We start from the raw sequence: 13080 nt of genomic DNA, 5'->3' as shown, positions 1-13080 counted from the left end.
ACCGCGACCGGTCGGCCGCGTTCAGCAGGCGAGGAGTGAGCAATGGACAGCGACGAGGGCATCCACATCGAGCCGGACGACGTCGGGGGAGTGGCGATTCCTGCCGCTGACACCGAGCCGAGGGATCCGGAAGACATCGGTGAGCCCGACCCTGTTCCCGAGGAAGACATCGAGGCCGAGGAGGACGAAGAGCTCGAGGCGGCCGGGTTCGGCATTCCCGAGGAGGCCCAGCCGGAGTCGCAGGGCGAGGACCCGTTCGAGGCCGAACTCGGCGACGAGGGGCAGGGAGACCTCGCACCCGAAGATCTCTGAATGAGGCTGGCCGGAGCCTCATCGCCTACCGTCGTGCCGCCGCGGCGGTCTCGAGATCGCCGACGAAGCGGTCGAACGCCTCGTCGAAGCCGTCCTTCCCGCGCAGCCGGAGCACGGCGGAGGGGTGCGTCGTGACGAACACGGCGGCATCCGGTGCGGCATCCGGCCCCTCGAAGCGCTGCCCGCGAGACCGGGTGATCGGGATCGGGCGGCCCATAACGGCGCGCGCCGCCGTCGCGCCGAGACAGACCACGACCTGAGGGCGCACCACCTCGAACTCGGCCTCCAGCCACGGGTGGCACGCGATGACGTTGCCGACTTCCGGCTTGTCGTGGATGCGCCGCTTACCCGACACGTGGTGTCTGAAGTGCTTGACCGCGTTCGTCAAATATGTGGTCTCCCGATCGATGTCTGCTGCCTCGAGCGCGTCATCCAGCAACTTCCCGGCCGGTCCGACGAAGGGCTCACCGGTCGTGTCCTCGTGGTCGCCGGGCTGCTCGCCGATCAGCATCATGGCGGCGGATGCCCGCCCCTGCGAGAACACGACGTGTCGCGCGTCCCGCCACAGCTCGCATCCACGGCAATCGGGTGCGGCGCGACGCAGAGCCGCGAGCGTGTGTCGCTCGGGCACCCAGCGGTCGGCGCCCGGACGCTCCGGATCGCCGGTCTGCGCGTGCACCGCGGTGTGGGGCATACGGCCACTCCAGCAGGTGTTGCGCCGCTCACGGGAGTGCTTGCGCCGCGCGGGTACTGACGCTAGCGGTGTCAGTTCTCGTCGTCGGGATGCGCCGCGAGGTACCGCTCGATGCGACGGTCCGGGATCAGCCAGATCACGGCGACCGCGACGTACGGCACGAGGCCGAGCCACGGGACGGCGAAGCTCAGCCCGATCCCTACGGCGTACAGCACGGGCGATAGCCAGCCCTTGGTATCGCGCCCGATCGCTTCCCGCAATCGGTCGCCGCCCGGCCGCCGGGCGATGACAGACTGCAGGATGCTGTACGCCACTGCCGCAGCCAGCAGATTGACGCCGTACACCACGGTCGGCGCGGTGGCGACCTCCGTCTTCGTCAGCCAGCCCGTCGTGAACGGGAACAGCGACAGCCAGAAGAGCAGATGCAGGTTGGCCCACAGCACCCTGCCGTCCACCCGTGGCTGCAGCTGGAACAAATGATGGTGGTTGTTCCAGTAGATGCCGATGTAGATGAAGCTCAGCAGGTAGGTGAGGAGCCCCAGGCCGGAGGTGCTGACCAGCGACCAGAACGAGTCCCCGGACGGCGCCGCGAGGCCCAGCACCATCACGGTGATGATGATCGCGAGCACGCCGTCGCTGAACGCTTCCAGTCGTGACGACCTCATCGGATGCCTCCCCGCAGCACGCCGCGCCATAGCGCGCATCGCACCCTCGACGACTCGTTCACCTCGAAAGCCTATTGTCCCTTCCGGGCCCAAGCGGGCGGGGCGACTCCCAGCTCTTCGTTGCCGTATCGTCGGCACCGTGCCCGCCCATGCAGTGGGAGCACACCAGAGGGAAGGGGAACCGATGCGTCTGGCCGACCTGCTCGTCACTCCGCTCGGCTGGATGCTGCGCGGCAAGCGTTCGAAACCGGAGCGCAGCGTGCAGTTCGCGCCCGAGCTCACCGCCCCAGGCATCCTCACGGTGATGTCTCCATCGTTCGAGAACGGCGCACGCATCCCTCGGCGGCACTCCGGCATCGGACAGGGGCCGAACGTCTCCCCGGAGCTCTCGTGGAGCACGCCGCCGGAAGGCACGAAGCAACTGCTGCTCATCCTCGAGGACACGGATGTTCCGTTCGACGCCCCGATCGTCCATCTGATCGCCCTGCTCGAGCCGGGTACCGGCGTCGCAGAGGGCGCGCTCACACCGGGGAATCTCGTAGTGCACTACGTGCCCGCGTTCCGCGGCTGGGTGGCCTACCAGGGACCCCGTCCGCTTCCCGGTCACGGCGTGCACCATTACGGCTTCCACCTCTACGCTCTCGACATCGAGTTGGATGCCCGCGATTTCGCCGGTCTCGCCGACCTGCTTCCCGCGGTGGCAGGCACGTGCTCGCCTCCGGCGTTCTCACTGGGGAACAGCGAGCCTGAACCGCGCCTGACCAAAGCGCGTCGCCACCCCGCACGCGGGGACACCGTGCGTATCGTGGAGCATGACGCCTTCGCACGAGTCGTACCCCCTTTCCCCGAACCTTCCGGCCGGTGCTCCGGCGGCCTCCGAGGCGCCACGGATCAGCACGCTGGGCGAGCTGAAGGCATCCGGCCACGTGCAGAAACCACTGCGGGCGGAGGTGCGAGACAACCTCCTGGCGAAGCTGCGCGCAGGCGAGGATCCGTGGCCGGGCGTGCACGGGTTCGAGAGCACCGTCATCCCGCAGTTGGAGCGTGCGCTCATCGCGGGACACGACATCGTGCTGCTCGGCGAGCGCGGACAGGGCAAGACGCGCGTGCTGCGCACCATCGGCGGACTCCTCGACGAATGGACGCCCGTCATCGCGGGGTCGGAGCTGGGCGAGCATCCGTATCAGCCGATCACCCACGCCTCGATCCGCCGAGCCGCCGAGCTCGGCGACGACCTGCCTGTGGCGTGGCGGCACCGCAGCGAACGGTACGTGGAGAAGCTCGCGACGCCCGACACGTCGGTGGCCGACCTGATCGGAGACGTCGACCCGATGAAGGTCGCGGAGGGACGCTCACTGGGAGACCCCGAGACCATCCATTTCGGGCTGATCCCGCGCAGCCATCGCGGCATCGTCGCGATCAACGAGCTGCCAGATCTGGCCGAGCGCATCCAGGTGTCGATGCTGAACGTGATGGAGGAGCGCGACATCCAGATCCGCGGCTATGTGCTGCGATTGCCGCTGGACGTGCTCGTCGTCGCCAGCGCCAACCCGGAGGATTACACGAACCGGGGCCGCATCATCACGCCGCTGAAGGACCGGTTCGGCGCCGAGATCCGCACCCACTATCCGCGGCAGCTCGAGGCGGAGATCGCCGTGATCCGGCAGGAGGCCGAACTGGTGGCGGATGTTCCCGACCACCTGATCGAGATCCTCGCCAGGTTCACCCGCAACCTGCGGGAATCCAGCTCGATCGACCAGCGCAGCGGCGTCAGCGCCCGGTTCGCGATTGCGGGCGCCGAGACCATAGCGGCCGCGGCGCTGCATCGCTCGACGGCACGCGGGGAGGACGACGCCGTCGCCCGCACGGTCGACCTCACGACGGCCGTCGACGTGCTGGGCGGCAAGATCGAGTTCGAGACGGGGGAGCAGGGCCGGGAGTCCGAGGTGCTTACGCACCTGCTGCGCACCGCCACCGCCGACGCGGTGAGAGCCCATTTCCGCGGCATCGACTTCGGCCCCCTCGTCGCCGCGATCGAGGGCGGGGCCATGGTCGCCACCGGCGAGCGGGTCACTGCTGCCGAGTTCCTCGCCGGGCTGCCGATGCTGGGCGAGTCCCCGGTGTACGACGAGATCGTCGAACGACTGGATGCCCGCACCGACGGCGAGCGGGCCGCCGCCATCGAGCTGGCACTGGAGGGCCTGTATCTGGCGCGCAAGATCGGCAAGGACACCGACGGGAACGAGACGATCTATGGCTGAGCATCCACACGGCGCGCCACGCTCCCCGGTCAGCCGGTTCCACCGCTACGAGGGCGGGGACCCGCTCGCGCCGCCGGTCGACCTCGCCGAAGCGCTCGACGCGATCGGCGAGGACGTCATGGCAGGGTACTCGCCCGAGCGCGCGCTGAGCGAGTTCCTGCGAAGGGGCGGGCGCGACCTGACCGGCCTCGACGACCTGTCGCGCCGGGTGGCCGAACGACGCAGGGACCTGCTGCGGCGGCACAATCTCGGCGGCACGCTGCAAGACATCCAGAAGCTCCTCGATCACGCCGTGCTGGAAGAGCGCAAGCAGCTGGCCCGCGACGTCGACATGGACGACACGGACCGCTCTTTCGCCGAGATGCGGCTGGAGAGCCTGCCGCAGTCGACCTCGGCCGCGGTGAACGAGCTGAGCGACTACGACTGGCGGTCGTCGCAGGCGCGAGCCGATTACCAGAAGATCAAGGACATGCTCGGTCAGGAGCTGCTCGGGCAGCGGTTCTCGGGACTCAAGCAGACGCTGCAGAACGTCACCGACGAGGACCGCGCATCGGTGAACAAGATGCTCACCGACCTCAACCGGCTGCTCGACAAGCACCGGCGGGGCGAGGACACGCCCGAGGACTTCGCCGAGTTCATGGCCGAACACGGGCAGTACTTTCCGGAGAACCCGCAGAACGTCGACGAGCTGATCGATGCGCTTGCCTCGCGTTCGGCGGCGGCACAGCGGATGCTCAACTCGATGACCGAGGAGCAGCGGCAGGAGCTGATGCAGCTCTCCGCCCAGGCGTTCGGGTCGCCCCAGCTCATGGAGCAGCTCGCCGACCTCGATGCGAACCTGCAGGCGCTGCGCCCCGGGGAGGACTGGAGCGGATCGGAACGCTTCGACGGAGACCAGCCGCTCGGGCTTGCGGAGGGCACCCAGGTGCTGTCGGATCTCGCAGACCTGGACGAGCTGTCCGAGCAGCTCTCGCAGGGCTACGACGGCGCGCGCCTCGATGACGTCGACCTCGACAAGCTGGCCAGGCAGCTCGGCGATGACGCGGCGGTCGACGCACGAACGCTGCGCGACCTCGAACAGGCGCTCCGTCGCAGCAACACGTTCCGCCGCGATTCGCATGGCAACCTGCAGCTGACCCCGAAGGCCATGCGGCAGCTCGGCCAGACCCTGCTGCGCGACATCGCGAACCGGATGTCCAAACGCAGGGGAGAGCGCGACGTGCGGCTCGCAGGCGCCGCAGGGGAGACATCCGGAGCCACGAAACCGTGGGAGTTCGGCAGCACGGAGCCGTGGGACATCCCGCGCACCATGCTGAACGGGGTGCTCCGCCGTGCATCCGGCGGTGCGGCGGCCGGCCGTCGCATCGCGCTGGACGACATCGAGGTGGAGGAGACCGAGTCGCGCACACAGGCGACCGTCGCCCTGCTCGTCGACACCTCGTTCTCGATGGCGATGGACGGCCGCTGGGTGCCCATGAAGCGCACCGCGCTTGCGCTGCACACGCTCATCCGCACCCGGTTCCGCGACGACCGGCTCGAACTCATCGGGTTCTCCCGGCACGCGCAGGTGATGGAGATCGAGGAGCTGACCGGGCTCGACGCCATGTGGGACAAGGGCACCAACCTGCACCATGCGCTGCTGCTGGCGAACCGGCATTTCCGCAAGCATCCCGACGCTCAGCCCGTGCTGCTCATCGTCACCGACGGGGAGCCGACCTCGCACCTGGAGGCAGACGGCTCCGTGCGGTTCGCGTACCCGCCGCATCCGATCACCATTGCGCACACCGTGGACGAGTTGGATGTCTCGATGCGGCTGGGTGCACAGATCACGATCTTCCGCCTCGGCTCCGACCCGGGTCTGGCCCGCTTCGTCGACGGACTCGCGCGCCGTGTGGGCGGACGCGTCGTCGCACCCGAGCTGGACGACCTCGGAGTCGCGGTGGTCGACAGTTATCTGGGATCGCGCGGGTCTCGCCGCGGACGCGGCGAGGGCGCCTTCGATGCCGGAGCTGACCTCTTCGGCGGTTCGGGCAACGGGCTGGGCGGCGGGCTCGGCGGTCACGACGGCTACGGCGGCGGATGGTTCGGTGGCCGTGGCTTCTGGGTCGACCAGTAGCCTCACCTCGCTTTCATCTGCCTGAAGTGGTCTGAAGGCGGAGGTCTGTTCGCGACCGCGAGAGAAGGGGCAGAGTTCGCATGCTGGATCCGCTGCACTGGTTGCTGACGCTGCGGATCGACAAGAGTAGTTTTCTGATCCCTCTGGATGTCGTTGTCGCGCTGCTCGGCGTGTATCTGCTGTTGAAGTCGCCGCGACCCAGGCCACTGCTGCGTTCCTTCGGCGCGACGGCCCTGGGAGCGGCGGTAGGTCTTCTGCTGGCGTGGCTGGTCAGCGACGTCTGGAACGTCTTCGGGCTTCCTCTGACCGCAGTCACGCGCATGTGGGTGGCGATCGCCTTCGCCGGTGTGTTCCTCGCGATCGTCAATCTGTGGGGGACCAGGTGGTGGCGAAAGGTGATCGCCGTCGCCATGATCCCCGGTGTTCTTCTGGTCGCGGCAGCTGGCATCAACGTGGACGAGGGGGCGTACCGCGACTTGAACGACGCGCTCGGCATCGTCCCGTACTCGGCTCTGCCCGCATCGGACCTTGCCGCGCACACCGGTGCCATGGACCCGAATCTGGGGAAGGACTGGCGGCCGCCTGCCGGCATGCCGAAGCGCGGCCGCGTCGGGACCGTGAACATTGCGCCGACCGCCTCGCACTTCGACGCGCGGGAGACTGTGGTTTATCTCCCGCCGGCGGCCTTGGTGCCGAATCCGCCTGTGCTTCCGGTGGTGATGCTGTTCAGTGGTCAGCCGGGAACGCCGGCGGATGTGTTCACCTCCGGCCGGGCAGCGGCGACCTACGACGCGTTCGCTGCGAAGCACAAGGGTCTCGCGCCCATCGTGGTGTCCGCCGACCAGCTGGGATCCCCTGGGCAGAACCCGATGTGCGTCGACTCCCCGCTCGGAAACTCCGCCACCTATCTGACCATCGACGTGCCGACCTGGATCCGAACCCATCTGCCCGTGGCCGAAAGCAGCAGGTACTGGGCGGTTGCCGGGTACTCGCAAGGCGGAACCTGCGCCATCCAGTTCGGGGCCGGCCATCCCGAGCTGTTCGGTTCCATCGTCGACGTGCTCGGGGAGCTCGCACCCACCATCGGCTCGAAGACGGTCGCGGAGGGCTTCGGCGGCTCCGCGGCCGCATACCACGCGGCGAAACCCCTGACGCTGCTGGCCAAGCACGCACCGTATCGGGACAGCTTTGCGATCTTCGGATCCGGAGCGCGGGATGTGAAGTACACGCGTTACGCGACAGAGCTGAATGCGGCGGCGCAACGAGCGGGGATGAGGACGGAGCTCGTGATCTCCCGCGGCTCGGGACACGACTGGAACACCGTCCGCTACGTGTGGGCGAGGGCCTTGCCGCAAATCGCAGACCGCATGGGTCTGGCGAACTGACACTCGCCCGTCGCGGCTGATTCCGCGCTCTCGGGGAACTCTCGGGGTATTCACATGTCCGTCGCCGGCTGCTGTGCCGGTTCTTGGTATCGAGCCGCGACGGTGGAAGAAGGGACAGATCGCGAGCTCGAAAGGCATCAGATGATTCTTCACACCGCCATTCCGCTGTTGGATGCCTCGAGCTGGCTGCACGCCTTCGGGCCCTGGGTGCTGCTGGGTATTGCGGTGCTGGTGTTCGTGGAGTCCGGTTTGCTGTTCCCGTTCCTGCCAGGTGACTCACTTCTGATCACCGCCGCAATTCTTGCTCCTCAGCTGGGCATCCAGGCATGGATGGTCGCGCTCGTGGGGATCGTCGCTGCCATCGCCGGCGACCAGGCCGGGTACTGGCTCGGCAAACGCTTCGGCAGGCGACTGTTCAAGCCGGGCGCACGCATCCTGAAACCGCAGCACCTCGAGCGTGCGGAGGAGTTCTTCGGCCGATACGGAGCTCCATCGCTGCTGCTGGGCCGGTTCGTGCCGATCGTGCGCACCTATGTGCCGCTGGCTGCCGGCGTCGCGAGGATGCCGTACCGCAGATTTGTGCTCTGGAACGTTCTCGGCGCCGCATCGTGGTGCATCGTCATGGTGATCCTGGGGTTGCTGCTCGGCGGGATTCCGTTCGTCGTCAGCAACATCGATGTGCTCATGGTGCTGGTCGTGGTGGTCTCCGTTCTGCCGATCGTCGTGACCGCTCTGCTCAGAAGGCTGAAGAGCCGGCGGGAACGCGCCGGGTCGGAACCTGCTCGCACGGAATCCGTGAGCATTCGGCGGTAGGCCGTGTGGATTCCGTAAGGGGTGCGTTCCTGCTCGCACGGCACGAGTTCGATGGTGCCTTGGCCGCACAGCGCGGCCCGCCGTGACCGCGGCGCGACAGGGATCGGAGCATCCTCGTGCTGGACCTCGCCTGCATCCTCGGCATCGCAGCGCTCGGCGTCGTCGTGGCGCTCGTCGCACGGGCGGTGGAGAAGCTGTGACCTTCTTCGTCGTGCTGTCGGCCGTGCTGGCCGCGGCGTCGCTCGTGTACCTCGTGTGCGCCCTCGTGAAGCCGGAGAAGTTCTAGGTGCTCACGTTCTGGTTGTTCCTCGCTCAGCTCGCCACCGTCGCGTTGATGCTGGCTATCTGCTACCGCCCGCTCGGCGACCACATCGCCCGCACGTTCGCCTCGCGCAGTGATCTGAGGATCGAGCGTGGCGTGTACCGCCTGATCGGCGTCGACTCGTCGTTAGAACAGAGCTGGCCCGTCTACCTGCGCAGCGTGCTCGCCTTCTCCATCGTCGGCGTGTTCCTCGTCTACCTGATGCAGCGGCTGCAGGCCTGGCTGCCCTACTCGCTCGGCCTTCCCGCCGTGCCCGAAGGGCTCTCGTTCAACACGGCGATCTCGTTCGTGACCAACACGAACTGGCAGTCGTACTCGCCGGAGGCGACCCTCGGCTACACCGTGCAGATGGCCGGCCTCACCGTGCAGAACTTCGTCTCCGCCGCCGTGGGTCTCGCCGTCGCGATCGCCCTCGTGCGCGGGTTCACGGCGCGCCGGTCGGGCACGATCGGCAACTTCTGGGTCGACCTGATGCGCGGCATCCTGCGCATCCTGCTGCCGCTCTCGGTGATCTTCACGATCATCCTGATCGCCGGCGGAGCGATCGAGAACCTGAATGCGGTGCAGACCGTGCACACGCTGACCGGAGGAACGCAGAGCATCCCCGGCGGTCCCGTCGCCTCCCAGGAGGCGATCAAGCTGCTCGGCAACAACGGCGGTGGATTCTTCAACGCGAACTCGGCGCATCCGTTCGAGAACCCGGCTGCGTGGACCAACCTCGTCGAGGTGTTCCTCATGCTGCTCGTGCCGTTCAGCCTGCCTCGCGCATTCGGCACGATGGTCGGCGACCGGCGGCAGGGCTACGCCATCCTCGCCGCGATGGGCGTGATCTTCGTGGCGTCCGTCTCGCTCTTCACCTGGATCGAGTCGACCACCGGGGGAGCGGCGACCGCCGCGGCGGGCGGCGCGATGGAGGGCAAGGAGCAGCGTTTCGGCATCGTCGGGTCAACTCTTTTCGGCACGACGAGCACTTTGACCTCCACGGGTGCGGTGGATGCCGCGCACGACAGTCTCACCCCGCTCGGCGGGATGATGACGATGATCAACATGATGACGGGCGAGGTCGCCCCCGGCGGCATCGGCGCCGGGCTCTACGGGATGCTCGTCATGGCCATCGTCGCGGTATTCCTCGCCGGCCTCATGGTCGGTCGCACGCCCGAATATCTGGGCAAGAAGATCGGCTCGCGCGAGGTGAAGCTCGCCAGCCTGTACTTTCTGACGACGCCGGCCATCGTGCTGGCAGGCACCGCGCTGAGCTTCGCGATACCAGGAGTGGTGCAAAGTGTCGAGAAGTCCACGATCTTCAACCCGGGACAGCACGGGTTCTCGGAGATCCTCTACGCGTTCACGTCCGCCGGGAACAACAACGGGTCGGCATTCGGCGGAATCGGGGCGAACACGCCATGGATGAATGCAGCGCTCGGCGCTGCGATGTTCCTCGCCAGGTTCATCCCGATCGTGTTCGTGCTGGCGCTGGCCGGCTCGCTCGCCGTCCGGGAGCGCATCCCCTCCACGGCAGGCACGATGCCGACGCACCGGCCTCAGTTCGTCGGTCTGCTCGTCGGAACCATCCTCATCATCACCGCGCTGACCTACTTCCCCGTACTCGCCCTCGGGCCGCTCGCCGAAGGACTGCACTGACACATGAGTGACGAAACGACCATCCTCGAACCCGAGACCGCTGCGCCACGGCATCCTGACGAACGCAAGACGCGCGGCGGCGCATTCAACGCCCGTCAGCTTCTCACCAGCCTTCCGGATGCCCTCCGCAAGCTGAATCCGCGCGAGCTGTGGCACAACCCGGTGATGTTCATCGTGGAGGTGGGCGCCGCGCTGACCACCGTGCTGGCCATCGCGCAACCGTTCCTCGGCCAGCAGATCTCGGGTGGTACGACGACGTCGGTGGCATTCACGTGGTGGATCGCGGTATGGCTCTGGCTGACGGTCGTGTTCGCCACCCTCGCCGAAGCGGTCGCCGAGGGGCGGGGCAAGGCGCAGGCGGCCAGCCTGCGCGCAACTCGCACGACGACCAGTGCGTATCGGGTCGTCGATTACAGCGAGGACGATCCGGGTGCTCTGCATGCCGCGACCGCCCGGGTCGCGTCGGCGGAGCTGAAGCTCGGTGACATCGTCGTCGTGAGTGCCGGTGACCTGATCCCCGGCGACGGCGACATCGTGTGGGGCATCGCCTCGGTCGACGAATCGGCGATCACCGGAGAATCAGCGCCCGTCGTGCGCGAGTCGGGCGGCGATCGGAGCGCGGTCACAGGAGGCACACGTGTGCTGTCCGACCGCGTAGTGGTGCGCATCACCTCCAAGCCTGGCGAGACGTTCGTCGACCGGATGATCCACCTCGTCGAGGGCGCGAGCCGGCAGAAGACGCCGAACGAGATCGCACTCGACATTCTGCTTGCCAGCCTGACCATCGCCTTCCTGGTCGTGGTACTCATCCTGGGACCGGTGGCCGGGTTCGCGCACGCGACACCGGCCGTACCGGTTCTCATCGCGCTCCTCGTCTGCCTCATCCCCACGACCATCGGGGCGCTCCTGTCCGCCATCGGTATCGCCGGCATGGACCGGCTGGTGCAGCGCAACGTGCTCGCCATGTCGGGTCGAGCCGTTGAGGCGGCCGGGGACGTGACCACGCTGCTGCTCGACAAGACCGGAACCATCACGTACGGAAACCGGCAGGCGAGCGAATTCGTCCCGGTCGCAGGCACAGCCGTCGATGATCTCGTGGATGCGGCCGCACTGGCCTCGCTCAGCGACCCGACCCCGGAGGGATCCTCGGTGGTCGCCCTGGCGACATCGGTCGGACGCACACCGCCGGCGTCGGTGGCGGGCGACGTCGTACCGTTCACAGCCCAGACCCGCATGAGCGGGGTCGACCTGACCGACGGACTGCTGATCCGCAAGGGCGCTGTGAGCGCCGTGATCGGCTGGGCGAGGCAGGCGTCTCCCGTCGGCTCCGCCGTGGTCGCCGAGCTCGACCAGGTGGTGGAGCGGATCTCGCAGTCCGGCGGCACACCGCTCGCCGTCGCGACGCGCACCGCAGACGGCACGACGAGCATCCTCGGCGTCATCCACCTCAAAGACGTCGTCAAGACGGGACTGGTCGAGCGGTTCGCCGACATGCGGCGCATGGGCATCCGCACCGTGATGGTGACGGGCGACAACCCGCTCACGGCGAAGGCGATCGCGCACGAAGCGGGTGTCGACGACTTTCTCGCGGAAGCCACGCCCGAGGACAAGCTGGCCCTGATCAGGAGGGAGCAGGAGGGCGGCAAGCTCGTTGCGATGACGGGAGACGGCACGAACGACGCGCCTGCGCTCGCCCAGGCCGATGTCGGCGTGGCCATGAACACCGGAACGTCGGCGGCGAAGGAGGCGGGCAACATGGTCGACCTCGACTCCGACCCGACCAAGCTCATCGACATCGTCTCGATCGGCAAGCAGCTGCTCATCACCCGCGGCGCCCTGACGACGTTCTCGATCGCGAACGACGTGGCGAAGTACTTCGCCATCATCCCGGCCATGTTCGTCGGAGTGTTTCCCGGACTTCAGGTGCTCAACGTCATGCGGTTGCACTCGCCGTCGTCCGCGATCCTCTCGGCCGTGATCTTCAACGCGATCATCATCGTCGCCCTCATACCGCTCGCCCTTCGGGGCGTGCGGTACCGGCCGGCGGCTGCCTCGCAGCTGCTCGGACGGAACCTGCTGGTGTATGGACTGGGTGGCATCGTCGCGCCGTTCATCGGGATCAAACTGATCGACCTGGCTGTCTCGCTCATCCCCGGGTTCTGACGCGGATGCCGATGTCGATACGTGCAACGAATCAACCCGCGTACCAAGGAGAACCGCAATGAGCCCCACCCTTCGCGGCACCGGAAGGCAGTACTGGGTCGCCGTCCGAGCCATGATCGTGCTCACCGTGGCGCTAGGCGTCGTCTACCCCCTCGTCCTGACCGGCGTCGGGCAGCTGACCATGTCGTGGCAGGCGAACGGGTCGCTCGTGCGGGTCGGCGCCGAGACGGTCGGATCGAACCTCATCGGCCAGTCGTTCACAGACGCTAAGGGCCGGGCACTGCCCCAGTGGTTCCAGTCCCGGCCCTCCGCAGCACTCAGCTCCGCGGGCGCGGGCTACGACGGCAACGCGTCGAGCGCCAGCAACCTCGGACCGAACAATCCGGAACTGACCAACGAGATCGAGCAGCGCAGGGCCTCCATCGAGAAGCTGGACGGTGCGGATGCCACGAGCATCCCGCCCGACGCGCTGACGGCATCCGCCTCGGGTCTCGATCCGCACATCAGCCCTGCCTACGCGCTGCTTCAGGTTCCCGCCGTGGCCAAAGCTCGAGGCATCCCGGAATCCGAGGTGGAAGCGCTGGTGAAGTCTAGGATTCAGGGGCGGGATCTCGGTTACCTCGGTCAGCCGACGGTGAACGTGCTGCAGCTCAACCTGGCGCTGTCGAAGATGGATCCGGCGGGGGACAAGGCCTTCAGATGATCGGG

Annotated in this window: 11 protein-coding genes and 1 pseudogene; 10 read left to right on the top strand and 2 right to left on the bottom strand. The window is 67.6% G+C overall.

From position 1 onward, the window contains the following. Window positions 1-42 precede the first annotated feature (42 nt). The gene (locus ACYVI5_RS06150) at window positions 43-312 is read left to right on the top strand and encodes a hypothetical protein (RefSeq protein ID WP_460579412.1); all 270 of its coding nucleotides are present in this window, start codon (window positions 43-45) and stop codon (window positions 310-312) included. Window positions 313-337: 25 nt separating this feature from the next. Here the strand turns inward: ACYVI5_RS06150 and ACYVI5_RS06145 are convergent, their stop codons facing one another. Next, window positions 338-1006, bottom strand: a complete 669-nt coding sequence (locus ACYVI5_RS06145; protein WP_460579411.1) for a uracil-DNA glycosylase family protein — start codon at window positions 1004-1006, stop codon at window positions 338-340. 71 nt (window positions 1007-1077) lie between these two features. Continuing rightward, on the bottom strand, window positions 1078-1671 hold the full coding sequence (locus tag ACYVI5_RS06140; protein ID WP_460579410.1) for a TMEM175 family protein: 594 nt from the start codon (window positions 1669-1671) through the stop codon (window positions 1078-1080). Between ACYVI5_RS06140 and ACYVI5_RS06135 the strand changes: the two are divergent. The 9 genes and pseudogenes from ACYVI5_RS06135 to kdpC form a co-directional block, all read left to right on the top strand. Beyond that, window positions 1619-2323, top strand: a pseudogene (locus ACYVI5_RS06135) (YbhB/YbcL family Raf kinase inhibitor-like protein); the annotation flags it as partial. The gene ACYVI5_RS06140 and the pseudogene ACYVI5_RS06135 sit on opposite strands and share 53 nt — an antisense overlap. A 160-nt stretch (window positions 2324-2483) precedes the next feature. After that, window positions 2484-3932 (top strand): magnesium chelatase, encoded by a 1449-nt coding sequence (locus tag ACYVI5_RS06130; protein ID WP_460579409.1) that lies wholly within the window; start codon window positions 2484-2486, stop codon window positions 3930-3932. Continuing rightward, window positions 3925-6048: a vWA domain-containing protein gene (locus tag ACYVI5_RS06125; protein ID WP_460579408.1), complete on the top strand. Its 2124-nt coding sequence runs from the start codon at window positions 3925-3927 to the stop codon at window positions 6046-6048. The genes ACYVI5_RS06130 and ACYVI5_RS06125 overlap by 8 nt, the downstream gene beginning before the upstream one ends. An 80-nt stretch (window positions 6049-6128) precedes the next feature. Further along, window positions 6129-7433 carry an alpha/beta hydrolase gene (locus ACYVI5_RS06120; RefSeq protein ID WP_460579407.1) on the top strand — a complete coding sequence of 435 codons (1305 nt, stop codon included), beginning with the start codon at window positions 6129-6131 and terminating at the stop codon, window positions 7431-7433. Window positions 7434-7574: 141 nt separating this feature from the next. Further along, on the top strand, window positions 7575-8246 hold the full coding sequence (locus tag ACYVI5_RS06115; protein ID WP_460533692.1) for a DedA family protein: 672 nt from the start codon (window positions 7575-7577) through the stop codon (window positions 8244-8246). A 196-nt stretch (window positions 8247-8442) separates the two neighbouring features. Beyond that, window positions 8443-8532 (top strand): potassium-transporting ATPase subunit F, encoded by a 90-nt coding sequence (locus ACYVI5_RS06110; protein WP_460579406.1) that lies wholly within the window; start codon window positions 8443-8445, stop codon window positions 8530-8532. Between the two features lie 48 nt (window positions 8533-8580). Then, a complete protein-coding gene (gene kdpA / locus ACYVI5_RS06105) occupies window positions 8581-10209 on the top strand; it encodes a potassium-transporting ATPase subunit KdpA (protein ID WP_460579503.1) in 1629 nt (542 codons plus the stop codon). Window positions 10210-10212: 3 nt separating this feature from the next. Continuing rightward, the gene (kdpB, locus tag ACYVI5_RS06100) at window positions 10213-12372 is read left to right on the top strand and encodes a potassium-transporting ATPase subunit KdpB (RefSeq protein WP_460579405.1); all 2160 of its coding nucleotides are present in this window, start codon (window positions 10213-10215) and stop codon (window positions 12370-12372) included. Window positions 12373-12430: 58 nt separating this feature from the next. Further along, complete coding sequence (gene kdpC, locus ACYVI5_RS06095) at window positions 12431-13075, top strand: potassium-transporting ATPase subunit C (RefSeq protein WP_460579404.1); 645 nt, start codon at window positions 12431-12433, stop codon at window positions 13073-13075. The last annotated feature ends 5 nt before the right edge of the window (window positions 13076-13080 follow it).

It is taken from the genome of Humibacter ginsengisoli (assembly GCF_054780095.1).
Note: the sequence above shows the minus strand (reverse complement) of the source record. Positions and strands in the feature narration are given on the sequence as shown.